Here is a 26,356-nt window from a genome sequence, read left to right as displayed (position 1 = left end):
CGCCAAATTGCAGCGATTCTCTGATTACGATTACGATTACGATTACGACAACGACAACGACAACGACAACGACACGACCGCCGCGGATCGGGCCGGACGACGTTATGGGTCATCCGGCCCGCCGATGCCGATCCATCACTCCTTCGGGGTGATCCCTTCCACCGTGACCTCGACCCGACGGTTGGGTCCGTAGCACGCAATCAGGGCCTCTCTGGACTTGGCGGCGGCGCAGTCGGCCGGGGTCACCTTGAGCTGGGTCTTGCCGAAGCCTTGGGCCGTGATGCGATCAGCGGCGACACCATCGGTGACCAGTTGCTGGCGCACGGTGTTGGCGCGGCGGTCCGACAGGGCCAGGTTGAACTCCTCAGAGCCGATCGGGTCGGTGTGGCCGGCGACCCGGACGCCGTCGTAGTTGGACTGATCCAGGTCGCGGGCGAAGTTGTTGATCGTGCTCACGCCGGTGGGCGAGAGGTCCGACCGGTTGAAGGCGAACAGGGTGTCCGCGGACAGCTCCACGGTACGATTCACCTTGGTGACCGCACGCGAACCCAACGGGATCACCACACCGGCGGTCACGATCGTGTCGCCGAGGGTCTTGTTGTTCACGACCCGATTGGTCACGTCGTTGTATTCAAAGCCGGCATCGATCCGGTAGCGGGCATCCATCCGGAAGGAGATCCAGTCGGTGATGGGGACGATGAAGCCAGCCCCGAGCTCGCCCATGAAGCTCCACTGGCTGTCGGAAATGCAGACCCCGTTGAAGTCGCCGCCGTGGGCGCACAGCTCGACCTTGTCCTGGATGGCACCGATGCCGGCCAGGAGGAAGGGCTGGAACTTACCGCGGCTGAAGAAGAAGAGACCGTCCACGCCGATGTCGAACATTTTGTTCGTACCGTCGACCTTCGTCACCGGCCGGCCAAAATCATCGGTGAGGACCCAACTGTTGGACAGGTCCGTGTAGGTCGCCCGCAGTTCCAGGTTGAACCATTGGCTCAGCGGCTTGCCGACGGCCAGACCGCCGCCCCAGCCGTTGTTGACCTCGCGGTCGTTGTCGGCCCAGGTGTACATGGCGAAGGGCGCGATGTACCAGCGGTTGTCGAAACCGGGCCCGGCGGCCTGGTAGTCGGTCTGGGCGATCGCGGTGAGGGGTGCGGCGAGGACGAGTGCCGACAGAGTGCTGATTGCTAAGGTTTTCATGGAAAATTACTCCCCCGAGGTGGGATAGGAAAAACACGATCGATGCGCGAATGCCGGGCGGCGATCTTCGGGTGCGGCCAGGCACGCAGTGCAAAATTAGCACATGTATCCTAATTGCACCGAAAAATTTTTCGTAAGGCTATAATGTCGAGCAAGTTTGTCGAACAGATTTCCCGGGGGTGCTTATGGCTCAGGCGACGCGTAGCGGACAGTTGACCTTCAGCGACTATGTCGAGCGGGCGCTCCGCGAGGGGGCCATGTGGGCGCTGATGTGCGTCGCCCTCTACCTGGTGTTGTCTCTCGCCAGCTACAGCCCACAGGATGCCGGCTGGTCCTATGTCGGCGAGACGGACCGCGTGACCAATGCGGGCGGACGCACCGGGGCCTGGTTTGCCGATGCCGGTCTCTATCTCTTCGGCTATTTTGCCTATCTGCTGCCCCTGATGCTCGCCTTCAGCGCCTGGGTGGTGTTTCGCGGACGCGCGGACGACGAGCGGCCCCGCGCCTGGCTGTTGGCGCTGCGCTGGATCGGCTTCCTGCTCACCCTGGCGGCCGGCTGCGGCTTCGCCGCCATGCACTTGACGGCCCTGGGCGCCGACTTGGCCAACGGCCCCGGCGGCGGTCTGGGGCAGGCGGTCAGCGGCCTGATGCAGGAGCGCTTCGGCCCCGGGACCGAGGTGTTGCTGGCCGGGGTCCTCCTGGTGGGCGTCACCCTGTTCTCCGGCGTTTCCTGGCTCACCGTCCTGTATTGGCTGGGGGACGGCCTGCTGCAGGGTGCGCGTAACCTGGGGACCCTGAGCACCGGCGCCCTGTCGACCCTGGGTGAGTTCGTGAGCCGGCGGCGGGGCGGCCCCCGCGGCGGCGAACTGCCCGCCGACCTCAACCTGATCGACCCTGCCGACCTGGCGCAGGAGCGCGCCGCGGCGGATGCGCGGGGCGACTGGCCGCTGCCGGAGCCCGCGGCCGCGCCGCTTTCCACCCCGGCGCCCGTGCCCCAATGCGACGCCCACTTCGACCCCGCGTCCGACGCCGGCACCGACCCCGCGCCGCACGCATCCGATCACCTCATGACCCTCTCCGATCTGATGATGCACCAGCGGCCGGTCCCCAAGGATGCGCCGCGGGTCCAGACACTGCGCCGCCCCGTAGCGCCCCCCGTGGCCCCGCCAACGGCGCCGGACCCGGACCCGGCGCCCCGGCCGGACCCCCGCTTTGTGCCGAATGCGCTGCGCCTGGCGGATGCGCAAGACCCGGCGGACGCGCGGGACGCAGCGCCCCCCGAGGCCCCGACGCTCAGCCGCCCGCCCCTCTCCCTCCTGGACCCGGCGCGCAAGACCGGCAAGGGCTACTCGGACGCCCAGATCGAGGACCTGTCGCGCCTGGTGGAGGTGAAGCTCAAGGACTTCGGCGTCGTCGCCGAGGTGGTGGCGGCCTATCCCGGGCCGGTGGTGACGCTCTTTGAGCTGCAACTGGCCCCCGGCACCAAGTCCAGCAAGATCTCCGGCCTGTCCAAGGACCTGGCCCGCGCCCTGTCCAAGATCAGTGTGCGGGTGGTGGAGGTGATCCCGGGCAAGTCGGTGATCGGCATCGAGATCCCCAACGAGGAGCGGGAGACCGTGTTCCTGAGCGAGATCCTGGGCGCCCCCGAGTACCAGGACGCCAAGTCGCCGTTGAGCCTGGCCTTGGGCAGCAACATCTCCGGTGAGCCGGTGGTGGTGGATCTGGCGAAGATGCCCCACGCCCTGATCGCGGGCACCACCGGCTCCGGCAAGTCGGTGGCCATCAACGCCATGATCCTGAGCCTGCTCTACAAGGACGGCCCGCGCGACGTGCGCCTGATCATGGTGGACCCCAAGATGCTGGAGCTCTCCATCTACGAGGGCATCCCCCACCTGCTGACCCCGGTCGTGACCGACATGAAGGAGGCGGCCAATGCCCTGCGCTGGTGTGTGGGGGAGATGGAGCGCCGCTATCGGCTGATGGCCGCGCTCGGGGTGCGCAACATCGGCGGCTACAACCGCAAGGTCGCGGAGGCCGAGGCCGCCGGGGCGCCGCTGCGCGATCCGCTGCTGGCCGCGGCCTTCGCCGCCGAGCCGGGGGTCGAGGTGCCGACCATCGGTCACCTGCCCTACATCGTCGTTATCATCGACGAGTTGGCGGACATGATGATGGTGGTGGGCAAGAAGGTGGAGGAGCTCATCGCCCGCCTGGCCCAGAAGGCGCGCGCCTCCGGCATCCATCTGATGCTGGCGACCCAGCGGCCCTCGGTGGACGTGCTGACCGGGCTCATCAAGGCCAACATCCCCACCCGCATCTCCTTCCAGGTGAGTTCGCGCATCGACTCGCGCACGGTCCTGGATCAGATGGGCGCCGAGACCCTGCTCGGCCACGGCGACATGCTCTACCTGCCGCCCGGCGGCAACATACCGCAGCGGGTGCACGGGGCCTTCGTGGACGACCACGAGGTCCACAACGTGGTGAACTTCCTCAAGGCCCAGGGCGGCCCGGACTATCTGGAGGACGTCCTGCGCGAGCCCCAGGAGGTCCTGCCGGGGATCGATCCGGAGCCCCGCGGCGACGTGGAGGACACCGACCCACTGTTCGACGAGGCGGTACAGATCGTTGTGGAAGGCCGCCGCGCCTCCATCTCGGGGGTACAGCGCCGACTAAAGATCGGTTACAACCGCGCCGCGCGCATGATCGAGGAGATGGAGCGCATCGGCATCGTCGGCCCCGCGGAGACCAACGGCAACCGCGAGGTGCTGGCACCCCCACCCCGCGAGGAATGATCCCCATGCCCCAGACCCACCGCGGCGCCGCGCCCTCAGGCCGGCGCCGGCGTCCCTTCACCCTCCTCCTGGTCGGCCTCATCGGCCTTGGGCTCGGCCTGGACTCCGCCGCCGCCGACGGGCGGGCACGCCTGGAGGCCTTCCTGAAGGGCCTGACCAGCCTCCAGTCGAGCTTCGAGCAGACCACCTTCAATGCCGACCGCACCCGCATGACGCAGGGCCGCGGCACCCTCTACCTGCAACGCCCGGGGCGCTTCCGCTGGGAGTACGACACCCCGAACAAACAGGTGATCATCGCCGACGGCAAGCGGGTCTATCTCCACGACCTGGATCTCGACCAGGTCTCCCACCAGAGCGAGGAGAAGGCCCTGCGCGGCACCCCGGCCCTGCTGCTGGCGAACGATGCCCCCATCGACCGGGACTTCAACACCCGCCCGATCGCGAGCACCGACGGACGCGACTGGGTGGAACTGACCCCCAAGGCCAAGGACACCGACATCGTGCGGATCGAACTGGGCTTCGGGTCCACGGGCCTGGAGAGCATGATCATGGAGGACAGTTTCGGGCAGGAGACGCGGCTGAACTTCGGCCAGACCAAACGCAACCCGATCCTCGACCTTGGCCTGTTCAAGATGGACGAGAAGACCGGCGGCGACTTCCTGTCCTTCGACTGATGGGCGCCGACGGAGCCGCGACCCCGCTCGCGGACCGCATGCGCCCCGGCGGGCTCGCTGGCTTTGCCGGCCAGGTCCACCTGCTCGCCCCCGGCAAGCCCCTGCGCCAGGCGATCGACACCGGCCGGCTGCACTCCATGATCTTCTGGGGCCCGCCCGGGACCGGCAAGACCACCCTGGCGCGGCTGGTGGCGGCGCGCTCCGGGGCCCACTTCATCAACCTCTCCGCGGTGCTCGCCGGGGTCAAGGACATCCGCGAGGCGGTGACCGAGGCGCGCGCCCTGCGCTCGGTGGAGGACCGCGCCACCGTGCTCTTCATCGACGAGGTGCACCGCTTCAACAAGGGCCAGCAGGACGCCTTCCTGCCCCATGTCGAGGACGGCACCCTCACCTTCATCGGCGCCACCACCGAAAACCCCTCCTTCGAACTCAACAACGCGCTCCTCTCCCGCGCCCGGGTCTATGTCCTCAAGCCGTTGAGCCTCGACGACCTCACGGCCGTCCTGCGGCGCGCCCTGGCCGATCCCGTCCACGGACTCGGCGCCCGCGACCTGACACTCTCCGCCGAGGGCGCCGGGTTGCTCGCCGAAGCCGCCGACGGCGACGCCCGCCGCGCGCTCAACCTGCTGGAACTGGCCGCCAGCTTAAGCCCCGGCGGGGTGATCGGGGCCGAGACCGTGGCGGAGGTGATGGCCGGGGCCCTGCGCCGCTTCGACAAGGGCGGCGACCTTTTCCACGACCAGATCTCGGCCCTGCACAAGTCCATCCGCGGCTCGGCCCCGGACGCCGCGCTCTACTGGCTGGCGCGCATGATCGACGGCGGCTGCGACCCGCTCTATATCGCCCGCCGCCTGGTGCGCATGGCGAGCGAGGACATCGGCAACGCCGACCCCCGCGCCCTGGCCCTGGCGGTCGACGCCTGGGACACCCAGGAGCGCCTGGGCTCACCCGAGGGCGAACTGGCCCTGGCCCAGGCGGCCGTGTACATGGCCTGCGCCGCCAAGAGCAACGCCGTCTATCTCGCCTGGAACGCCGCCTTGGCCGACGCCCGCCGCGGCGGCACGGCCCCAGTCCCGCCCCACCTGCGCAACGCCCCCACCCGCCTCATGAAGGCACTGGGCCATGGGCGCGCCTACCGCTATGCCCACGACGAACCGGGCGGCTATGCCGCCGGCGAACACTACTTCCCCGAGGAGTTGGGCGAGCGGCGCTACTACGAGCCCACCGACCGCGGGCTGGAGATCCGCATCCGCGAAAAGCTGGAGCGCCTGCGCGCCCTGGACCAGGCGGCGCGCGACGGCGGGAAGTAACGCGGCCCCAGGTCCGGGAAAGCCCAAGCGCCCGCGGCACCCCGTAGGATGGGTAGAGCGCAGCGAAACCCATCATTTGCGCTGCGCCGCGAGCGCACGGCAATCGCGGCGGAACCCACCCGGAGGCGCCATGACCGACTACGACTCCCCCTGGAAAAACGCACTCAAGCGCTACTTCCCCGACTTCCTCGCCTTCTTCTTTCCCGCCGCCCACGCCGGGATCGACTGGACCCAGGGCTACACGATGCTGGACAAGGAGTTGCAGAAGGCGATCCGGGACGCGACCCTGGGCCGCCGCTGGGCCGACTCACTGGTGCGGGTCACCGCCCAGGATGGCAAGGAAGACTGGATTCTGGCCCATGTCGAGATCCAGGGCCAGAACCAACCGGATTTCCCGAAACGGATGTTCGTCTACAACTACCGGATCTTCGATGTCCACGATCGGCCGGTGGTCAGCCTCGCCGTGCTCGCCGACCCGTTTTCCGCCGGCTTCGGTGAGTTCGCCTATGAACGCTGGGGCTGCCGCATGGGCCTGCGCTATCCGGTCGTCAGCCTTGCCGCCTATCGGGGAGACTTGGCGGCCCTCGAGGCCTCGTCCAACCCCTTCGCGATCATCACCCAGGCCCACCTCCAGGCCCAGGACACCGCCGGCTCCGACGGCGAGCGCTACCGGGCCAAACTGTCCCTGATCCGCGGCCTGTATCGGCGCGGCTACCCACGCGCGGATATACTGGAGTTGCTCCGGTTCATCGACTGGGTCCTGACCCTGCCGGCCGGGTTGGATGACCAGTTATGGAACGAGATTCAGAACTTCGAGGAGGAAAGGCGTATGCATTATCTTGCCAGCTTCGAGCGGGTCGCTCAAAAGAAGGGGATCGAACTCGGCATCAGTCAGGGCCAGGTGCGACTGCTGACGAGTCAGCTTGAACAACGCTTCGGCCCCTTGCCCGAGCCACAGGCGAAGCGCATTCAGTCAGCCACCCCGGAACAACTGGAAAACTGGGGCCTGCGCCTGCTCGACGCCGCGAGCCTGGACGACGTGTTCGGGCGCGGCGCACAGCACTGAGCGGTGAGAGCGGCGTAGGTCGGGTCAGCGCAGCGTAACCCGACATCCGGCGCTCCGAACGCGAGGTCCCGCCGGGCCTGACCGACGCCGCTCCACGGCGTCAGTCCGGCCCGGCGCCGCTCCGCTCCCAGCCGACCCGACCCCGGCTCCGCCGGCCTGGCCTATGGACCTCGAGCCAGGCGGAAGCCCAGCCCGTCGTTACGGTCGGCAGGCCCCCTGCCGCTGCGCCGCGCGGAGCGGCAGTGCCCGGCACGGTCGATCCAGCAACCGCCGCGCGCCACGCGCCTCAGACCCGTCTCAGGCCCCGTAGGGTCCTCAATCGGTTCCGTGGGGTAGTCGCCGTACCAGTCCCGGCACCACTCCCAGACATTCCCATGCATCTGGTAGAGGCCCCAGGCGTTGCAGGGCAGGGCCCTGACCTCGACCGTTTGTTCCCGGTAAAGCCCCTTGGCGCCACCGGGATAGGGGTGGTTGCCGTCGTAGTTGACCTGCTCCGGGGTGATCTGGTCCCCGAACCAGAAGGGTGTGCGGGTCCCCGCACGGCAGGCGTGCTCCCACTGCGCCTCGGTCGGCAGGCAGGCGTCCAGACCGGGCAGCAAGTCGTTCAACCGCCCGATGAACTGCTGGACTTGGTCCCAGTCGACCTGTTCCACCGGCCGCTGCGCGCCCTGGAAGCGGCTCGGGTTCTCGCCCATCACCGCCTGCCAGAGTGCCTGGGTACAGGCGGTGTCCGCCAGCCACAGGCCCTGGGTGAGGGTGACCCAGTGCTGAGCCTCGTCAGTAGAGCGCTGCGCCTCGCCCGCGGGCGAACCCATGAGGAAGCGCCCCGGTGGAACCCACCGCAGACACTGGCGCACCCCCTTGACCCGGAAGGCGACCCAGGGCCCGTAGCGATCCTCGCCCCACTCGCCGGCCCAGTCGAAGGGGAAGACCGGCGGCAACAGCGCGGCAACGGCCGGGGCACTCAAGGCCCCCACCCCAACAAGAGGGCGGCCGACCGGCAAGCCTTCGGCGGCGCGTCCGGGCTCCGGGTGGGCCTAGCTCCCACGCCCCGCGTGGGTCTCGTTCCCACGCTCCGCGTGGGAATGCATCCCAGGACGCTCCGCGTCCCGAATCCCTCACCACTCACGACAGACCTCCAAGAGCCCTGACTCGCCCAAATAAACCCGCGCACTCGAATACCGCCACTGTTCCGGCCGGTCCACATACCCCCGCTTCACCGGATTGAAATGAATGTAATCCACCTTCTGCCGCATCATCGCCGCCGACCCGATCAGCTCCGGGTGTGACCCCTCCTGCCAGAACTGGTGCTCCCGGTCCGCCTTGTGGGCGCGCTTGGCGAAGGCCAGGCGGTCCAGGTAGGCACGCACGCCCCGCTCGGTCAGCAGCCGGATCAGCTCGTGGGCCGTCCAGGACTTGAAGCGCGCCAAGACCTGGCCCAGCCCCGGGGCCTGGACCACCAGGTGCAGGTGGTTCTCCAGCACCACCCAGGCGTAGACCTTGAGACCGGCATTCGCCTGGAGGAAGCGCAGGCTGTCCAGCAGGATGTCGACCGTCTCCGGGCGGGTGAAGACCGGTAGCCACTCCAGGACGGTGCAGGTCACGAAGTGGGGTTGGTCCGGCTCGGTGATCTTGTAGCGGCTGCGGCCCATGGGGGTACCCCGTTTCGGTCTTGGCTCTTGGTCTCTGCGCTGGACTCGGGACGCGGAGCGTCCCAGGATGCATTCCCACGCGGAGCGTGGGAACGAGGGGACCCGGGCTCACCGCTTCAGTACCTTACGCCAGGCCCCGCGCAGGACCTGACCGACGCCGCTCCACGGCGTCAGTCCGGCCCCGCGCTCCCCCGGTCCGCTTCACTGGCCCCGGCTCCGCCGGCCTGGCTTGTGGACCTCGAGCCAGGCGGAAGCCCAGCCCGGCGCCACGGAGGGCAGGCTCCCAGTCGAGGCGCTGCGCGGAGCGGCAGAGCCCGGCAAGGGAGACCCAGCACCCGCCGCGCGCCACGCGCCTCCGACCCGTTGCAGCACCCGGGGGGTCGATGGTCGTGCCTTCAGGATAGTCCCCATACCAGTCCTGACACCACTCCCAAACGTTACCGTGCATCTGATAAAGGCCCCAAGCATTGCACGGCAGGGCCTTGACCTCGACGGTTTGACTCCGGTGGATGCCCTTCGGCCCATCGCCGTAGGGGCGGTTGCCGTCGTAGTTCACCTGATCGGTCGTGATCGTCTCGCCAAAGGAGAAGGGTGTCGCGGTCCCGGCCCGGCAGCCATATTCCCACTCAGACTCGGTCGGCAGGCGCAGGCTGAGCCCCGGGATGGCGGCATTGAGCCGCCCGATGAACGCCTGCACCTGCTCCCAGTCCACCTGCTCCACCGGCCGCTCCGCGCCCTTGAACTCGCTCGGGTTCTCGCCCATCACCGCCTCCCACAGGGCCTGGGTGCAGGTGGTGTCCGCGAGCCACAGGCCCTGGGTGAGGAGGACCTGGTGCTGTTTCTCGTCGTCGCGGCGCTCCGGCTCGCCCGCGGGCGAGCCCATGGTGAACTCCCCGGGCCAGACCCAACGCATCCGCTGGGTGACGCCCTTGAACTGGAATTCGGCCCAGAGGCCGTGCTCGTCGCGCCCTGCGCGCCGGGCCCAGGCTGGCCGGGCGAGGTCGCCATGGCGCCAGTCACGGTAGTCCGGCTCGTCCCAGAAGGCGGCCCTGGGGATGGGCAGGTCGCGGACCTCAATGGCGGTCGCAAGCCCCAGGGCCTCGCCGGGCGAGACCCAGCGCAGCCGCCGCGTCCCCTCCCCTTGCGCCACCTCCACATAGAGCCCGGAGCCGTCCCGCCCGATGGCCTGGGCCCAAGCGGGCTTGGTCAGGGGCTCGATGGTGAGCACCGCGTCATAGCCGCGCAGGATGATCCCGGCACCGCTGAGGGGGATGCGGCCCTGCACTCCGGGCGGGGCGCTGCATTGGCGCTGCTGCTCGTCCAGGGGGGCGAACTGCACCGGGGTTTCGGTCTGCCGCAGATACGCCAGGGGGCTGGCGGGGATGGGATCGGCGGGGTCAATGCCCGGATCCGCACCGGGCCCCAGTGCGTCGAACAGGGGCGGGTTGAGCATCAGCACCAGGGCCTCGCCCTGCTGTATCAGGGTCCAGACCCGCGGCCGCGCCGCATCGGCCAGGACCCAATCGACCGCGGAGAGTTTCAGCCCCGGCGGCAGAGTGCAGGTGCCGGCCAGGAGTTGGTCGCGGTGGGCCTGCACCCAGAGGGCGGCCTGGCGGTCGTCCTGCCAGGCGTCCGCGGGCTGTCGCTCACCCAGACGGCCGGCATACTGCCGCAAGCGGCGCGCCTGGTCCGGGTCCCCGGTCTCCTCCAGGGTGCGCAGGGTGGCCGCACGGTAGGCGGCGGCGTCCGCCACCTGTTCACGCAGGTCCGCGCCGGCGTCCGCGCCCAGGAGTTGGCCCAAATTGACCGTTTCCGCCGCGCCCACCGACCTGGGAAGGTGCCGGTGGTGCTCGAGCACCAGGTGGCCGGCCAGGCGGCGCTCGGCCAGGGGATAGTCACCGAAGGCCGCGCGACACGCCTCCCACCGGTCGCGGTCCGCCCACTCCGCCGCCCCGGCCCGCTGCTCCAGGTCGGCGTGAAACCAGGCGGCAGCCTCGGCCCCGACGTCCATGCCCGGCGCGCCCAGGCGGTGACGCAGGGCGCGCAGCAAGGCCGGCTCCACGCGGATCGCCGGGGCCAGCAGGTCCAGGAGGCGCCGGGCGCCGGGGTCCTCGGCCGGGTTCGCGGGTTCCGCGGGCGCGGCGCGCGGGCGGCCGATCCGCGCGGGCAGCCGGTGCCGACGGTCACAGGTGAAGGGGCGGTAGCCGCGGGTCAGGGCCTGGTCCCAATAGCGCGGCGGGCAGGGCAGCAGGGCGGCCGGGCGCACCCCGGCCCGGCGCAGTTGGGCACCGAGCGCGCCCCAGGCGGCCCGCCGGTCGGGGTCGGCGTAGCAGCCGAGGTCGCCGACGACGAGGACGGGGTGCTGCGCATCCCACCGGCGCACGCTGGGCAGGGTACGGAAGCGGCGCGCGTCCAGTCGCTCGAGGAACGGACCCGCCGGACCTTCGGTGGTGGCCAGGACCTGAAGCCCGAGGGGTCCGCGCAGCCGCGTCAGTGGCCGGATCAGGGCGGCGAGGTCGGCGTGAAAGGGCTCCAGGTAGGGCGAGAAGTCCAGGATCACGCGGGCGGCGGGGGCCCAGTGCTGATGCCGCCGGCGCGGCAGGCGGCGCGGCACCTGCCCGCGGGCGGCGAGTTCGACCATGCGCTCCAGATCGACCGCCCGGTCGTCGCGCGTCTGACCCAGGGCGGCACGCAGGAAGGGCCAGAGGCGCCGCCAGGGCAGCAGGGGTTCGGGCGCGGGCGTGAAGGGACCCACCGCGCGCGGGGTCCCCGGGGGGAGGCGCCGCGCCTGATGCCACCAGGCCGGGCGCTCCCCGACCGCGGTGCTGCGCGGGATCGACTCCCAGGCGGTGACCCGATACAGGGTCACGCCGGTGACGGCGCTCGGGGACACCGCCGCGGCGGCGGGCACCGGGGGCAGGCCCGCGGCGGGGAGATCGTCGGGGGCGCGTTGCCGCTGGGGCGGCGGCGCGGCCGGGGGACGCCACTCGAAGCCCGCCAGGTCGGCCATGGCCGCGAGCCCGGCCTCCCCGGCGGCCCCCAGGAGGCGCAGCAGGTCGGCACGGCCGACCGCGGCGCGGTTGGGCGGGGAGCGACCGACGGCCATCAGAGGTCCACGGACGCCTTCTTGAGGGCGAAGTCCGCGATGTGCCCGAAGAGCCGCGCCTGCTCCGGCTCCCGCTGCGCCGCGTCGGTCAGGTGCGCGGTCAGGTGCGTGAGCGCGCGCAGGATGTCCAGGTATTCGGCCTGACCGGGCGGGGCCCCGCCCGCCTTGAGCGCCTCCTGCCGGTCCTCCCACAGGCGCTCGGCGACGACCAGGCGCACCGCCGGAAAGGAGTCCGGGAAGTGCCGGTGCCCGCGGTCCTGGAGGAACCCGACGAACTCCGAGCGGGCCGCGGGCAAGGCGAGCCGCAGCACCAGGCAGCGACGCACGAAGGCCGCCGGGAGTTCGCGCTCCTCGTTGGTGGTGATCACCACCAGGGGCGGCGGCCCCTCGCGATGCCGCACCGGGGCGTCCAGATAGGGCACGGTGAAGGCGCCGTTGCCCAAGACCTCCAGCAGGCCGTTGGGCAGGTCCGGCTCGGCCTTGTCGATCTCGTCGATGAGGAGCACCGCGCCCCGCGCCGGGGTCCACCCGGGCGGCATTTCCGGGGCGCGCAGTGGATGGCGACACCGCTCGTGCTGGACGCGGGCGGCCTCATGGTCGAAGGTCCACCAGAGCACGCCCGGGCTCAGATACCGCAGTGGGTTGAGGGCGGGGCCCACGTCCTCGACCCGCGCCGCGCCCAGGGCCTGGGCCTCACCGAGCCGGGCCACGGCGTCGAAACGCCACTGCAGGTCCTGCGGCTCGCTGCGCGAGTGCACGACCTCGGAGACGAAGAGACGCCCGCACACCACGGCCGCCGCCCGCGCCAACTGGCTCTTGCCCACGCCCGGCTCACCGCGCACCAGGAGGGGGCGCCCGGCGGCGATGGCGGCGGCGATGGCGTAGGCGTCCGGTTCCGCGAAGACGTGACAGGACTCGGGCCAGGAGCCGACGACTGGGAGGGTTAGGCGTTCGCCGACGGGGATGCGGGGGATGGCGGTCATGGGCGCGGGCCCTCGATAGTGCCGACACATTGGGAGACGAAGGTACGCAGCTTCTGCTCCGAGATGCCGAAGAGGTCCTCATCCGCGGCCTCGATCGTGATGATCTTCAGGCCGATGCCCCGCAGACGTTCAAGCACATCCGGGTCGTTGTAGGGATCATCGGCGCGGCCGCGGTCGAAGGTCGCGTAGTAGGGGGCGCCGATGGATCCGCGGTCAAACGCCACCGCGTCGGCCAGGGCGGCCACTTCCTCTTCGCCGAACTGCTCCGGCGGGGTCTCCCAGGGGCGAACCCTCTTCCAAACGGCAACCTGGACCTGGTGCAGGGGCGGGCCTTCCCAGCCGGGCTCCGCCGCAGGTGCCCCGCCCAGCACGTTGCCCTTGCCGATCAGCCGCCCGCCCTCGACCTTGAACTCCGGGGGCGCGTCGCCGCCGACCCAGCGCAGCCACAGGACCTCGGCGCCGACCTCCGTACCGACCCTGACCTCGAACGCGAAGGGGTCGGCCGGCCGTTCCTTCTGCACCAGGCGAGCGAGGAGCCAACCGAGGATGCCGCGGGCGGCCGTCTGCAACGGACCGGCCCAGGTCGCGGCGGCCATCCCGAGTCGACAGGTGTGCGCGGCGCCGCGGAAGTCGAGCAGGGCCTTCATCGCGTCCTTGCGGCACAGGACCTCACCCAGCCCGACCTCCGTCGCTGCCCCCAGTCGGGCCGCCAGACAGTGGCGCAGTGGGGCACTGTCCGGCAATTGGAGCGCCTCCTCGATCCTGCGCGCAAACTCCGGATCGAAGCGGTCCGCCACGGTCGGCAGTGCGGCCGTCTCGGGGAGGATCAGGGTCCCCATGGACGCGGTCAGACGATCGAGGAGTGCGGCGAAATCGGTCGCGACGTGCACGTCCTCGGTCAGTGCGTTCATGTCCGCCAGGATGTCCGAGAGGCCGTCGATGGAGCGGCGGATATCGCGATAGTGGTTGAGCGCCGCGTGTGCCGCAGAGAGATGGTCCTGCTGCCCCATCCCCTTGATCTCGTTTTCGAGCGCCGCGGCCTCTTGCTCCCAATAGCGGGTGTATTTGAGGCGGTCGAGTTGCTTGAAAAAGGGCGTGCCGCGAACCAGGATCGGATAGACCCGCTGGTGGAAATCCTTGTTCTTCTCGATCTCCAGCAACTCGAACATACAGTTCTCGGACCTCAGATAGTCCGCGCTCAGCACGACGACGACCGCACCGCCCCGGCCAAGTCGGCGCATGTAGTCCCGGATCGATTCGCCGTACTTGATCGCATTCGCGTCGCGCTGCAACGCAATCCCCCGCGCCGCGCAGGCCGCCTGGAGTCGGTCGACGATCTCCTGGCTCGGCGGCTTCCAGGCGTAAGAAACGTAGACGGAATGCTGCGGCATTGGTTCCTCCTGGCGCGGCTGAGGGTGCGGACTCTGCCCGCGGCCGGTCGCCGCGGCAGCGGACCCGGACGGCCGGGGCGCATCCCCAGCCGCGGGCACGGCGGGGAGCGCGACTGCGGCCGGGGCTGGCACCGCCGGCTTGGCCGGCGGCCTGAGCACGGCGTCCGCGGCACCGCTGCAGGGGCGCACCAGCTTGAACGGGATCGGCCCGGTGTCGGTCGCCTCGACCGGCAGGTCGTTGCTGTCGGCATTGATCCGCAACTCGCCGCCCGATAACTCGCCGCGCCGCGGCCACAGGACCAGGGTGCGGGCCTGGTCCCCGCCCAAGTGGATCCGGCCCGCGGTATAGCCGTGCAGGCGCTCCTGCCGACCACCAAAGTGCTCCAGGCCGAAGAGTGAGCGGCCCTGGAACAGGAACTTCTCGGGGTTGGCGTTGACGGCGCTGCGCAGACGATATGGCTCGTGCAGGTGCCCGCAGAGGTGGACGGCGAAGCGGCCGTCGTCCGTGATCTGCCCCTCCAGGTGGCCGCGGGACTCGGTCTCGAGCCACGCCGGGGGATGATGACTCATGAGCAGACAGGCGTGGTGGCGCTCGGCCCAGTCCAGCCCGCTGCCGCCGCAGGCCGCATTGAACTGGAGGCTGTGCAGGGCGAGCCGGTGCTCATAGTCTTCCGCCGTCAACTGGAGGGCGGCGGTGTTCAGACCGAGGAGGCCCAGGCGGCAGCCGTCGCGTTCGAGGGTCGCGCTGAAATCGCCCGGGAGGGTTCCGAGCCGCAGGTCGACCAGGCCGTTGCGACCCAATTGCGGGGCCACGCGGCGCTCCCACCAGGCGCGGTATTCGGCGAAGGCCGTGTCGATCGTCTTGCGGGCGACCGCATCCGGTTTGTCCCAAAAGAGCGGCGGCAACGGCGGTTGCGCGCGCCAAGCCGCGAGCACGCTCAGGCCCTCATCATCGCTTGGGGGCCGCTGCAGGTCATGGTTGCCCGGAACCGCCAGCAGGATAGGCTGCCGGCCGTCCTGGCCCGCGGCGACGCAATCGGCGAGCCGCGTCAGGCGGGCATCGAGTTCATCGAACTGCGCCCGGGTGCCCCGATCGGTCAGGTCCCCGGTGAACAGGATCAGGTCCCAGGGGCCGCAGCGCGGCTGGAGGATGGCCAGGTCCTTGCGCAGACGGTCGAGTACGGTGTCCCAGAGCCAGCGATCCTCGCGCATCCCGCAGTGCAGGTCCGTGAAGTGCAGCCAGTTGAAGTGCATCGGCCGTTCCCCTTGTTGTCGTGGGCCGCTGCCTATCATGCACGGGGCGGGCGGGTTGTGCCAATGGCGACCGGGGGCGGCGGCCCGCGGGGGAGGCTTCAGGGTCCCGGGGCACTGCCATCAAGCCGCCCTGTCGGGTTACGCTTCGCTAACCCGACCGACGCCCTGCTGGCGGTGCGGTTTGGACCCTTGCCGGACCTGGTGGAGGCGCGGTTGGCGGGAGCCGAGTCGGACCAGTTGGCCGCCTGGTTCCAGCGGAGGTTGACCGCGCCGACGTTGGCGGCAGTGTTCGAGCCGACTTTAACCGGGGCTTATCCCGCCCCTGCACGTCCTGATCGAGCGGCAGCGCGACTGATTTCAAGGTGCCGCACGGTAACGCAACACCGGCGATTGCTCACGCCAAGACGCCAAGAAGAAATCAAGGGATCTGCGCAGCCTCCGAATCGCCCGCTGGGTGAGCCAGATCACTTCGACAACGCCTTGAAATGCCTTGGCGAACTTGGCGCCTTGGCGCCTTGGCGTGAGAACTGCTTTTTCGAGGATCAAAGCTGTCGTCGGCCTCACTGCGGATCGCCCGGGCGACAGGACCCAGCGGCGGAGCAGGTTATCATCGTGGGTGGAGAAGAGCCACCGGCCCTTGGGATCAACGGCAATTGAGACAACGTGGCTTTCACAGTCACGACGGATCGCAAGCGGAGCGGGCCGCGATCATAGCACCGGCTACGTTGCCGACTGCGGCGCCGTAGGGTCCGCTGTGCGGACCAATGACCTCAGGCCCCGGTCGCGTCCAGCGCGTCCAGGTACTTTTCCGCGTCCAGGGCGGCCATGCAGCCGCTGCCCGCCGAGGTGATCGCCTGGCGGTAGACATGGTCCATCACGTCGCCGGCGGCAAAGACCCCGGGGACCGAGGTGGCGGTGGCGTTGCCGTCGGTGCCGCTGTGGACCTTGATATAGCCGCCGGCCATGTCGAGTTGGCCCGCGAAGATCTCGGTGTTCGGCTGGTGGCCGATGGCGATGAAGACGCCCTGGAGTTCGAGGTCGCGGGTGGATTCGTCTTTGGTGCTCTTGATGCGGATGCCCGTCACCCCGGTGGCGTCGCCCAGGATCTCATCCAGATTGCTGTTCCACGCCAGGCGCACATTGCCGTGTTCGGCCTTGTCCAACAGGTGGCGCTGCAGGATCTTCTCCGCCCGGAGGCTGTCGCGGCGATGGACCAGGGTCACCTCGGAGGCGATGTTGGAGAGATACAGGGCCTCCTCCACCGCGGTGTTGCCGCCGCCGATGACCGCCACCTTCTGACCGCGAAAGAAGAACCCGTCACAGGTCGCGCAGGCGGAGACGCCGCGGCCGCGGAATTCCTGCTCCGAGGGCAGGCCCAGATAGCGGGCGCTGGCCCCGGTGGCGATGATCAGGGCATCGCAGGTATAGACGGCCGAGTCCCCGGTGAGGGTAAAGGGTGCGGTACTGAGATCGGCCTGATTGATATGGTCGAAGATGATCTCGGTCTCAAAGCGCTCCGCGTGGCGGCGCATCCGGTCCATCAGGTCCGGCCCCTGGGCGCCGTCCGGGTCGCCGGGCCAGTTGTCCACGTCGGTGGTGGTCATGAGCTGGCCGCCCTGCTCCAGGCCGGTGATCAACACCGGGTGCAGGTTCGCCCGCGCGCCATAGACCGCGGCGGTGTAGCCCGCCGGGCCTGACCCCAGGATCAGCAGTCGGCAATGCTTGGTGGTGCTCATGGTCTCCTCCCGGGATGGCGGCCAGTGGTGCGTCCCCGGGCGCCGCGTGGTGGGGCGACGGGCAGGGACCCTCGCCAAAGGCACAAGGTTAAGGGTTAGGCGCAGTCGCGTAAAGCCGGCCGGCGCAGCGGGCCGTCTTGAGGGCGGCCCGCGCGGTCGATTTTCCAGGAATCGCGCTGCCGCCGGGGCACCGCTCGCCCGCCGGCCGCGCGTGTGGATGCCGTCATCGCTGGTCGTCTCAATCCCGCTTGACAAGGACGCGCGTGAGGTATAAAAAGACTTTGAAACAATAGATTGCGAGGTTAAGCGGGAGTTAATTGTGAAGATTGTGCCTCGGCTGGTGGTGGGCCTGGTCCTGGGCGCCGCGGTGTTGCTGCTGGGCGGCTGCGCGGGGCTCGGCAGTTCGGATGGGGGCGGCAAGCGGGCGGAGGTGGTGTCCGCCGCCCTGTCTCAGGTGGGTACGCCCTATCGCTACGGCGGCAGCCTGCCGGGCCGGGCGCTCGATTGCAGCGGCTTGACGCGTTACGCCTACCAGCGGGCCGGGGTGTCGATCCCGCGGATGTCGTTGGACCAACTGCGCGCTGCCCGGCCGGTGCGCCCGGACGCGCTGCGTCCGGGGGACCTGGTGTTCTTCCATACCGGTCCCGGGGTCCACCATGTGGGGTTGATGGTGGATCGGGACCGCTTCGTGCACGCATCGACGTCCAAGCACAAGGTCGGGCTGACCCGGCTGCATACGCCGTACTGGAGCGCCCGCTATGTCGGCGCGGGCAGCTACCTGGAATGATCGCGGCGGCGGTGCACCGGGCGTCTGCCGGTGGCCGGGAACTGGGCCGGGACCGGCGACCGCGCGCCGGGCGGCGACGCGCGCGGTGTGCACGGCGCGCCCCGCGCGGGGCGCTCCGGACGGCTGCACGGCACGGCACCAGGCTGCAACCGGCTCGCCTTTTTCCGCCCATTGTTGCAGAATGCCCGGCGGTCCCAGGCGTCGTCCCGGGGCGGGTCATCAACACTATCCTGCAACCCTGAGGAGTTTCCAGACATGTCCGATAAGCCAATGAGCGAGAGCCGCCGTGACGCCGTCAAGCTGATGCTCGGCGCCGCTGTCGCCATCCCGGTCATCAACCTGGTCGGTGTCGGTATCGCCCGCGCCGCGGACCCGGCCGTCGCTGCCGATGATCCGACCGGCGTCGCCCTGAAGTACAACGCGGACGCCACCAAGGCCGACCGTGCGGGCGCTGCCCGTCCCGGCAAGCCGGCCGCCGAGCAGATATGCTCGAACTGTCAGTTCTCGGCCGTCAGCGATGTCCCCGATCACCTGAAGTGCACCCTGTTCCCCGGTAAGGTGGTGAGCGCCAAGGGCTGGTGCTCCACCTGGACCGTCAAGCCCGCTTGATCGCAGCCCGCCCGCTCCCCGCCTTATCTTGGGGAGGCGAGAAACGGGGCCCACGGGCCCCGTTTTGCTTTTTTCTCTTGCCTTCGTCTAATCGGCGCATCCCGCGCCGCGGCCCCTGTCCCGCGGCCTCGACCACCCTGGTACCCCTCCAGACACCATGACCATTGCAGAACAGGCCGCGGTCGCGCGGCCCTTATCCCTCGACGCCCCCCGCCACCGTCCGCCGCGTCTCGCGGCCGCCTCGCCGTCGGCGGCGCGACTGGTGTTCCTGCGCGCGCTCGTCTGGGGCCTCATCGGGCTCATCTATGCGCCGCTGTTCCTCGGACTCACCGCCATCTTCGAGCGGCTCGGTGCCGGCCCCGGGGCCTACGCCGCCGCGGCCGCCCTGGCCGGGGCGGCGGGCGCGGCCCTCTACGGGTCGCACGAGTTGGCCCTCGTGGGTACCGGGATCGGTGCCATCGTGGGCGTGCTGCTCTTGACGAGCGCCGCGGATCTGCTCAGTTTCACCCAGGCCGCCACGGTGGCGGCCGCTCTGGCCGCCCTGGTGGGCCTGCTGGTGTCCTTTCCCGGCCAGTGTACCCGGCGGGTACCCGGTAAGGTCCTGGCGGGGCTGACCACCGGTGCGGCCTGCGGCGCCCTGCTCGCGGCGGCCCTGCCGCTCGGCCCCCGGCCGCTCTCGCCCTTCGTGATGCTGGCCTTGCTGGTCAGTGTCAACGGTGCCCTGTATGTGACCAGCGTGCGCTGGTGGGTCGGCCGGATCAGTCGGCTGCGCATCGCGGCGCGCCCCTGCCGCCTGATCGAGGCGCTGGTGCTCGCCACGCTGGCCGGGCTTGCCGCCGGCGGGGTCTGGCTGATGGCCGGGCCCCTGCTCGGGGACGAGTCCGGTCTGGTGGGCGCGGTCGCGGCCACGATCTACGACGCCCTGCCGCACGCCGCACTGGGCGGCGTCTTGGGCGGGGCGGTGGCGGGGGCCCTGCTCGAGGCCTTCGGATTCGCCTGGGTCCACGACGTCTAGCCTTATGGCCCGCACCAAATCCAGCCGGCGCTGGCTCGACCGCCAGTTCAGCGACCCCTATGTGAAACGCGCTCAACAGGAGGGCTACCGCTCGCGGGCCGCCTACAAACTCCTGGAGTTACAGGACAAGGATCGCCTCCTGAGTCCCGGGATGCGGGTGGTCGATCTGGGCGCCGCCCCCGGCAGTTGGTCCCAGATCGCCGCGCGCCTGGTCGGCGGGCGCGGTCAGGTCTTCGCCCTGGACCTGCTCGCGATGGACCCCGTGCCGGGCGTGCTGTCCCTGACCGGGGACTTTCGTGAGCCGGAGGTCCTGGCTCAGCTGCGCGAACAACTCGGCGACGCGCCGGTGGACCTGGTGCTGTCGGATATGTCCCCCAATATATCGGGAACGGCGGCGGTCGATCAGCCGCGTACCGCCTATCTGGTGGAGTTGGCCTTGGAGCTCGCGCGTGAGACGCTGAAACCCGGCGGCGCCCTGGTCGTCAAGACCTTCCAGGGCGAGGGCTTCGACCAGATGCTGCGCGGCTTGCGCGCCGATTTTGCCGTGGTGGCCAACCGCAAGCCCCAGGCCTCGCGGCCCGCGAGCCGGGAACTCTACCTGGTCGCCAAGGGCTTCCGTCCGAAATGATCTTTTTTCGGCGTCATAAGGGTGTTACTTTGCCCGGATAGAGCCGGGTGCCCTCCCCTGAGTACCCCATCACCAGAGGCCAGATGCCGTGAGCGATATGGCGAAGAATCTGATTCTATGGGTGGTCATCGCCATCGTGCTGATGTCCGTCTTCAACAATTTCACCACCACGCGCTCGGCGCCGCGCAGCCTGACCTATTCCGCCTTCATCGAACAGGTCAAGCAGGGGACCGTGAAGGAGGTCACCATCCAGGGGCGCACCATCGCGGGGCTCACCGACTCGGGGAGCCGCTTCTCCACCTACAGTCCGGGTGACGACGGCCTGGTGGGCGACCTGCTGAACAACAACGTCATCATCAAGGCCGCCCCGCCGGACAAGCCCTCGGTCCTGATGTCGATGCTGATCAACTGGTTCCCGTTGCTGATCCTGGTCGGGCTCTGGGTGCTCTTCATGCGCCAGATGCAGGGCGGGGGCGGTGGGCGGGGGGCTATGTCCTTCGGCAAGAGCCGGGCGCGGATGCTCTCCGAGGATCAGGTCAAGGTCACCTTCCAGGACGTGGCGGGCGCCGAGGAGGCCAAGGACGAGGTCTCGGAGATGGTCGACTTCCTGCGCGACCCGGCCAAGTACCAGAAGCTCGGCGGCAAGATCCCCAAGGGCGTGCTGATGGTCGGCCCCCCCGGGACCGGCAAGACCCTGCTCGCCCGGGCCATCGCCGGCGAGGCCAAGGTGCCCTTCTTCACCATCTCCGGCTCGGACTTCGTGGAGATGTTCGTCGGCGTGGGGGCTTCCCGGGTGCGCGACATGTTCGAGCAGGCCAAGAAGCACGCCCCCTGCATCATCTTTATCGACGAGATCGATGCGGTGGGCCGTCACCGCGGCGCGGGCCTGGGCGGCGGTCACGACGAGCGCGAGCAGACGCTCAACCAGTTGCTGGTGGAGATGGACGGCTTCGAGGGCAACGAGGGCGTGATCGTCATCGCCGCCACCAACCGCCCCGACGTCCTGGACCCGGCCCTGCTGCGCCCCGGACGCTTCGACCGGCAGGTGGTCGTGCCCCTGCCGGACGTGCGCGGGCGCGAGCAGATCCTGAAAGTCCATATGCGCAAGATCCCGGCCGCGGAGGATGTGAAGGCGTCTGTGCTGGCGCGCGGGACCCCCGGTTTCTCGGGTGCCGATCTGGCCAACCTGATCAACGAGGCGGCGCTCTTCGCCGCGCGCGCCAACAAGAAGCTGGTGGACATGGAGGACATGGAGAAGGCCAAGGACAAGATCATGATGGGTGCGGAGCGCCGCTCCATGGTCATGTCCGATGAGGAAAAGCGCCTCACGGCCTATCACGAGTCCGGCCACGCCATCGTCGGCCGGCTGGTGCCGGAGCACGACCCGGTGCACAAGGTCAGCATCATCCCGCGCGGGCGCGCCCTGGGCGTGACGCTCTTCCTGCCGGAGGACGACCGCTTCAGCTACAGCAAGCAGCGCCTGGAGTCGAGTATCTCCAGCCTGTTCGGCGGGCGCGTGGCGGAGGAGTTGATCTTCGGGGCCGAGAGCGTCACCACCGGCGCCCAGAACGACATCCACCGCGCCACCGACATTGCCCGCAGCATGGTGACCAAGTGGGGCCTGTCGGACCGGCTCGGGCCCCTGACCTATAGCGAGGAGGAGCAGGAGATCTTTCTCGGCCATTCGGTGGCCCAGCACAAGAGCGTCTCCGATGAGACCAATCACCTGATCGACGAGGAGGTCCGGCGCTTCATCGAGCGCAACTATGCGCGCGCCCGGCAACTGCTGACCGACAACACCGAGAAGCTCCACGCCATGGCCGCCGCCCTGATCAAGTACGAGACCATCGACGCGGACCAGATCGACGACATCATGTCCGGGCGCCCGCCGCGCCCGCCCAAGGACTGGAACGACGAGGAGCCGACCCGCCCCGGGCGGACGCCCCGGGCCGTGGACGACCGGGGTGCGGACCTGCCGCGGGATGACGGCCACCTGGGCCGCCCCGCCGGCGAGCACTGAGCCCGTTCGGATCGGTGCCGATGTCATTACTGGATTGCGGCGGTCACCGGCTCGACCTCACCCGGCCGCGGGTGATGGGCATCCTCAATGTCACCCCCGATTCGTTTTCGGACGGGGGCCGCTTCCAGTCCCGCCCGGCGGCCCTGGAGCGCGCCCGGGCCATGGTGGCGGCGGGGGCCGACCTGATCGATATCGGCGGTGAATCCACCCGCCCCGGGGCCCAGCCGGTGCCCCTCGCGGAAGAACTGGCGCGCGTGATCCCGGTGGTGGCGGCCCTGGCCGGGTCACTCGCGGTGCCGATTTCGGTGGATACCTCCAAACCCGAGGTCATGCGCGCGGCGGTGGCGGCCGGTGCCGGGCTGATCAACGACGTCTGCGCCCTGCGGGCGCCGGGGGCGCTGGAGACCGCCGCCCGGCTCGGGGTGCCGGTGTGTCTGATGCACCTGCTCGGGGAGCCCGGCACCATGCAGGCCGCGCCCAGCTACGGGGACGTGGTCGCCGAGGTGCGGACCTTCCTGGCCGCGCGGGTGGACGCCTGCATCCGCGCCGGCATCCCCCGCGCGCGCCTGCTCATCGATCCGGGCTTCGGCTTCGGCAAGACGCTGGCGCACAATCTCGCCCTGCTCGCCCACCTGGAGGTCTTCACCGACCTTGGGGTACCGGTCCTGGTGGGCCTCTCGCGCAAGTCCATGGCCGGTGCCCTGACCGGCCGCCCCCCCGGGGAACGCCTGGCCGCCAGCCTGGCCGCCGCGCTCCTGGCGGTGCAGCGCGGCGCGCTCATCCTGCGGGTCCATGACGTGGCCGAGACGCGGGACGCCTTATTGGTTTGGGAGGCCGTGCGTGCGGCTGCAAGCCTTGCCGGGCAGCGAACAAATGGACAGGATTAACAGGACTTAACACGGTTATCCATCGTCCTTTACCATCCTGTTAATCCTGCAAAATCCTGTTAATCCTGTCTTATTATTATCGGTCGCGGCGGGACCTTGCGATGGCGTGATGCGTTCGGTGCTTGCCGCCGTGCGGTCCCGTCGGCCCTGGTTCCGCTAGCCGGTCCATGAATTGAGGTTGAGTTGCGATGCGCAAGTATTTTGGTACGGACGGCATCCGCGGGCGGGTCGGTGAGCCCAACATCAGCCCCGATTTCGTGCTCAAGCTGGGCTGGGCGGCGGGCCGGGTCCTGGGCCAAGGCCCCGGCAGCACCATCCTGATCGGCAAGGACACCCGAATCTCCGGCTACATGTTCGAGTCGGCCCTGGAGGCCGGCCTGGCCGCCGCCGGGGTCAACATTCGCCTGCTGGGCCCGATGTCCACCCCGGGCGTCGCCTATCTCACGCGCACCTTCCGCGCCGCTGCCGGCATCGTCATCACCGCCTCCCACAACCCTTACCAGGACAACGGCATCAAGTTCTTCTCCGCCGACGGCGACAAACTGCCGGACGAGGTGGAACTGGCCATTGAGGCGGAGCTCGAGCGGCCCTTGCATACCGTGGACGCCGCGGCCCTGGGCAAGGCGCGACGGGTCGAGGACGCCGGCGGGCGCTATATCGAGTTCTGCAAGTCCACCATCCCCGCGGCGATGAACTTTCGCGGGCTCAAGCTGGTGGTGGACTGCGCCCACGGGGCGACCTACAACACCGCCCCCCATGTCTTCGAAGAGTTGGGGGCCGAGGTCCTGCCCATGGGTACCGAGCCCGACGGGCTCAACATCAACCGCAACGTCGGCTCGACCAGCCCGGGGGCCCTGTGCAAGGCGGTGGTGGAGGCCGGGGCCGATCTGGGGATCGCCTTCGACGGCGACGGCGATCGGGTCCTGATGGTCAACTCCCGGGGCGCGATGGTGGACGGCGATGACCTGCTCTACATCATCGCGCGTTCGCGTCAGACGGCCGGCACCCTGCGCGGGGACGTGGTGGGCACCCTGATGAGCAATCTCGGGTTCGAGCACGCGCTGCACCGGCTCGGGATCGGTTTCGCCCGCACCCAGGTGGGCGACCGTTACATCATGGAGCACTTGAAGCGCACCGACGCCATCCTGGGCGGCGAGCCCTCCGGTCACATCATCTGCCGTGACCGCACCAGCACCGGCGACGGCATCGTCGCGGCGCTCCAGGTCCTGGCGGCCCTGAGGCGTCTGGAGGTGAGCCTGGACGACCTCTGTGCCGAGGTGGAGCACTACCCCCAGGTCCTGATCAACATCCGGCTGCCCGAGCGCCGGGAGATCGTCAGCCTGCCGGCCGTCGTCGATGCCGTCTTCATGGCCGAGCAGGAACTGGCCGGGCGCGGGCGGGTGCTGTTGCGGCCATCCGGCACCGAGCCGCTGGTGCGGGTGATGGTGGAAGGGGCCGAGGGCGCCCAGGTCCAGGCCCTGGCCGACCGGCTGGCCGCCGTGGTGCGGGACCAGATTTCTGCTGGGGCGGCCTGACCGTGGCCCTCGTCAAGAAGAGCGCCCTGGTCGCCCACTCGGCCAAGCGCATGTTCGATCTGGTCTATGACGTGGGCGCCTACCCGCAGTTCCTGCCCTGGTGCCAGAGCACCCGCGTGATCTCCGAGACCGCGGAGCAGATCTGCGGGCGGATCGAGGTCTCGCGCCTGGGCATTCACCAGACCTTCAGCACCTGCAACCGCTTCGAGCGCGATCGGCGCATGGACATCGCGCTCCTGGACGGCCCCTTCCGCAAGCTCCATGGCGGTTGGCGCTTCACCCCGTTGCGCGAGGACGCCTGCAAGGTCGAACTGGATCTGGAATTCGAGTTTTCCGGCGGCCTGATCGACAAGGCCTTCGGGGCGGTCTTCAACCAGATCGCCAACTCACTGGTGGACGCCTTCTGCAAGCGCGCCGATGACGTTTACCGGGCCTAAACGCAGCCGAGTGAAATCCGCCGTTCGCGCTTCCGTCCGATGGGCGCCTGGCGCCCGCCGCGGCAGCTTCAGTTTGCCTTCTTGACGCCGATCGCCTCCAGTGCGCGGCTGATCAACCCCTCGTTGCTCTTGTAATCGGGCACCGAGACCATGGTCTCCTTGGCCTTGTCGGTCCCCGCCGGCTTGGGGTTCGGGCGCAGGTCGCCCTCGACCCCGACCAGGGCATCGTCCTTGAAGAGCACGGTGACGCGGCGCCGCTCCAGGGCCTTATGGCCGCGCCGCATGGTGTAGACATAGTCCCAGCGGTCGCTGTTGAAGAAGTCCGCCAAGAGCGGGGTACCGAGCAGATAGCGCACCTGGCGCTTGTTCATGCCCGGTTGCAGTTGATCCACCTGCTCCGCGGTGACGATGTTGCCCTGCTGCACCGGCATCTTGTAGACGAAGGGCAGGCGATCGAGCATCGACCGCTGAGAGTCGTCCACCTTGGGCGCCCCCGCGCAGGCGCTTAAGACCAGGGTGGCGAGGCCGAGCAGACCGGCGGTCCGACGAGTGAGGAGCTTTCGCATCTTGTTATGATAGGGCAAAGCGGGTAAACCCCGGCATCATACAGCAGCCCCGGCCCGCGATCATCGAACCAGGTCCGGCGGCCTACGCAACCCCCCCGGGAGGGCGAGGATGGACAACCAGCAGATCAAGGGGGCGGGGCTCAAGGTCACCCGTCCGCGCGAGAAGATCCTAAGCATCCTGGAGCGCAGCGGCCGCCGCCATCTCAGCGCCGAGGACGTTTATAAAGCCTTACTGAACAACGGCGACGACGTCGGCCTGGCCACGGTCTACCGGGTCCTGACCCAGTTCGAGGAGGCCGGACTCGTCTGTCGGCGCCACTTCGCGACCGGCCAGTCAGTCTTCGAGCTCAACAGCGGCGACCACCACGACCACCTGGTCTGCATCCGCTGCAGCCGCGTGGTGGAGTTCGCCGACCCCCTGATCGAAGAGCGCCAGGGCGCCATCGCCGCCGCTCACGGCTTCCGCATCGAGAACCACTCGCTGGTCATCTATGGCGTCTGCGCGCAGTGCGCCGCGCAGTGAGCCCGGCGCCCCCGGGACCGCGGCTGGAGTCCAAGGCTTCAGCCTTGGCGCTTAGAGGGTATAGACAAAATCTACCTGGCCGATATTCTTGCGCGAGTTTACAAGAACGAGGCGCGCAACGATGTCGAAAGGTGGTCGGCCAAAGAAGATCAACGAGGGACAGTATGAGGTGTTGCGCCAGATCGTCGCGG

General features: G+C 69.3%; 21 protein-coding genes. 13 read left to right on the top strand and 8 right to left on the bottom strand.

The genetic code is table 11. The features are described 5' to 3' along the window. Nucleotides 1-135: 135 nt before the first annotated feature. Nucleotides 136-1,197: an OmpA family protein gene (locus QZY48_RS30180; protein ID WP_295437585.1), complete on the bottom strand. Its 1,062-nt coding sequence runs from the start codon at nucleotides 1,195-1,197 to the stop codon at nucleotides 136-138. 185 nt (nucleotides 1,198-1,382) lie between these two features. Between QZY48_RS30180 and QZY48_RS30175 the strand changes: the two genes are divergently transcribed. The 4 genes from QZY48_RS30175 (at nucleotide 1,383) to QZY48_RS30160 (ending at nucleotide 7,036) form a co-directional block, all read left to right on the top strand. Further along, complete coding sequence (locus QZY48_RS30175) at nucleotides 1,383-3,986, top strand: DNA translocase FtsK (protein ID WP_295437584.1); 2,604 nt, start codon at nucleotides 1,383-1,385, stop codon at nucleotides 3,984-3,986. A gap of 5 nt (nucleotides 3,987-3,991) precedes the next feature. Beyond that, nucleotides 3,992-4,660, top strand: a complete 669-nt coding sequence (lolA, locus tag QZY48_RS30170; protein ID WP_295437583.1) for an outer membrane lipoprotein chaperone LolA — start codon at nucleotides 3,992-3,994, stop codon at nucleotides 4,658-4,660. Further along, on the top strand, nucleotides 4,660-5,970 hold the full coding sequence (locus QZY48_RS30165; RefSeq protein WP_295437581.1) for a replication-associated recombination protein A: 1,311 nt from the start codon (nucleotides 4,660-4,662) through the stop codon (nucleotides 5,968-5,970). Before lolA ends, QZY48_RS30165 begins: the two co-directional genes overlap by 1 nt. Before the next feature lie 130 nt (nucleotides 5,971-6,100). Then, nucleotides 6,101-7,036 (top strand): DUF4351 domain-containing protein, encoded by a 936-nt coding sequence (locus tag QZY48_RS30160; protein ID WP_295437579.1) that lies wholly within the window; start codon nucleotides 6,101-6,103, stop codon nucleotides 7,034-7,036. A 161-nt stretch (nucleotides 7,037-7,197) separates the two neighbouring features. Here QZY48_RS30160 and QZY48_RS30155 read toward each other — a convergent pair whose 3' ends face one another. From QZY48_RS30155 to trxB, 6 genes are all read right to left on the bottom strand, one after another. Next, nucleotides 7,198-8,004, bottom strand: coding sequence for a formylglycine-generating enzyme family protein (locus QZY48_RS30155; RefSeq protein ID WP_295437578.1), 807 nt, complete (start codon nucleotides 8,002-8,004; stop codon nucleotides 7,198-7,200). Between the two features lie 150 nt (nucleotides 8,005-8,154). Continuing rightward, nucleotides 8,155-8,688, bottom strand: coding sequence for a transposase (locus tag QZY48_RS30150; protein WP_295437575.1), 534 nt, complete (start codon nucleotides 8,686-8,688; stop codon nucleotides 8,155-8,157). 124 nt (nucleotides 8,689-8,812) lie between these two features. After that, nucleotides 8,813-11,794 (bottom strand): formylglycine-generating enzyme family protein, encoded by a 2,982-nt coding sequence (locus QZY48_RS30145; protein ID WP_295437572.1) that lies wholly within the window; start codon nucleotides 11,792-11,794, stop codon nucleotides 8,813-8,815. Next, nucleotides 11,794-12,777, bottom strand: coding sequence for a MoxR family ATPase (locus tag QZY48_RS30140; RefSeq protein WP_295437569.1), 984 nt, complete (start codon nucleotides 12,775-12,777; stop codon nucleotides 11,794-11,796). The genes QZY48_RS30145 and QZY48_RS30140 overlap by 1 nt, the downstream gene beginning before the upstream one ends. Beyond that, on the bottom strand, nucleotides 12,774-15,422 hold the full coding sequence (locus tag QZY48_RS30135; RefSeq protein ID WP_295437567.1) for a TIR domain-containing protein: 2,649 nt from the start codon (nucleotides 15,420-15,422) through the stop codon (nucleotides 12,774-12,776). Before QZY48_RS30135 ends, QZY48_RS30140 begins: the two co-directional genes overlap by 4 nt. A 770-nt stretch (nucleotides 15,423-16,192) precedes the next feature. Next, nucleotides 16,193-17,158: a thioredoxin-disulfide reductase gene (gene trxB, locus QZY48_RS30130; RefSeq protein WP_295437565.1), complete on the bottom strand. Its 966-nt coding sequence runs from the start codon at nucleotides 17,156-17,158 to the stop codon at nucleotides 16,193-16,195. Nucleotides 17,159-17,477: 319 nt separating this feature from the next. Here trxB and QZY48_RS30125 point away from each other — a divergent pair, with 319 nt between their 5' ends. The 8 genes from QZY48_RS30125 (at nucleotide 17,478) to QZY48_RS30090 (ending at nucleotide 25,076) form a co-directional block, all read left to right on the top strand. After that, nucleotides 17,478-17,945, top strand: coding sequence for a C40 family peptidase (locus tag QZY48_RS30125; protein WP_295437564.1), 468 nt, complete (start codon nucleotides 17,478-17,480; stop codon nucleotides 17,943-17,945). Nucleotides 17,946-18,200: 255 nt separating this feature from the next. Beyond that, nucleotides 18,201-18,554: a high-potential iron-sulfur protein gene (locus QZY48_RS30120; protein ID WP_295437562.1), complete on the top strand. Its 354-nt coding sequence runs from the start codon at nucleotides 18,201-18,203 to the stop codon at nucleotides 18,552-18,554. Nucleotides 18,555-18,711: 157 nt separating this feature from the next. Continuing rightward, nucleotides 18,712-19,569, top strand: a complete 858-nt coding sequence (locus QZY48_RS30115) for a hypothetical protein (protein ID WP_295437560.1) — start codon at nucleotides 18,712-18,714, stop codon at nucleotides 19,567-19,569. Between the two features lie 4 nt (nucleotides 19,570-19,573). After that, nucleotides 19,574-20,197 carry a 23S rRNA (uridine(2552)-2'-O)-methyltransferase RlmE gene (gene rlmE / locus QZY48_RS30110; RefSeq protein WP_295437558.1) on the top strand — a complete coding sequence of 208 codons (624 nt, stop codon included), beginning with the start codon at nucleotides 19,574-19,576 and terminating at the stop codon, nucleotides 20,195-20,197. A 97-nt stretch (nucleotides 20,198-20,294) separates the two neighbouring features. Continuing rightward, a complete protein-coding gene (gene ftsH / locus QZY48_RS30105; protein ID WP_295437588.1) occupies nucleotides 20,295-22,217 on the top strand; it encodes an ATP-dependent zinc metalloprotease FtsH in 1,923 nt (640 codons plus the stop codon). 20 nt (nucleotides 22,218-22,237) lie between these two features. Continuing rightward, complete coding sequence (gene folP, locus QZY48_RS30100; RefSeq protein WP_295437553.1) at nucleotides 22,238-23,104, top strand: dihydropteroate synthase; 867 nt, start codon at nucleotides 22,238-22,240, stop codon at nucleotides 23,102-23,104. A 188-nt stretch (nucleotides 23,105-23,292) separates the two neighbouring features. After that, nucleotides 23,293-24,639 carry a phosphoglucosamine mutase gene (gene glmM / locus QZY48_RS30095; RefSeq protein ID WP_295437551.1) on the top strand — a complete coding sequence of 449 codons (1,347 nt, stop codon included), beginning with the start codon at nucleotides 23,293-23,295 and terminating at the stop codon, nucleotides 24,637-24,639. A 2-nt stretch (nucleotides 24,640-24,641) separates the two neighbouring features. Next, the gene (locus QZY48_RS30090) at nucleotides 24,642-25,076 is read left to right on the top strand and encodes a type II toxin-antitoxin system RatA family toxin (protein WP_295437548.1); all 435 of its coding nucleotides are present in this window, start codon (nucleotides 24,642-24,644) and stop codon (nucleotides 25,074-25,076) included. A gap of 68 nt (nucleotides 25,077-25,144) precedes the next feature. Here QZY48_RS30090 and QZY48_RS30085 read toward each other — a convergent pair whose 3' ends face one another. Continuing rightward, complete coding sequence (locus QZY48_RS30085; RefSeq protein WP_295437547.1) at nucleotides 25,145-25,642, bottom strand: outer membrane protein assembly factor BamE; 498 nt, start codon at nucleotides 25,640-25,642, stop codon at nucleotides 25,145-25,147. Nucleotides 25,643-25,751: 109 nt separating this feature from the next. Here QZY48_RS30085 and fur point away from each other — a divergent pair, with 109 nt between their 5' ends. Continuing rightward, nucleotides 25,752-26,165, top strand: a complete 414-nt coding sequence (gene fur, locus QZY48_RS30080; RefSeq protein ID WP_100921705.1) for a ferric iron uptake transcriptional regulator — start codon at nucleotides 25,752-25,754, stop codon at nucleotides 26,163-26,165. Nucleotides 26,166-26,356: the final 191 nt, after the last annotated feature.

This window comes from uncultured Thiodictyon sp., from assembly GCF_903828115.1.
In the GTDB taxonomy this organism is placed as follows: domain Bacteria; phylum Pseudomonadota; class Gammaproteobacteria; order Chromatiales; family Chromatiaceae; genus Thiodictyon.
Note: the sequence above shows the minus strand (reverse complement) of the source record. Positions and strands in the feature narration are given on the sequence as shown.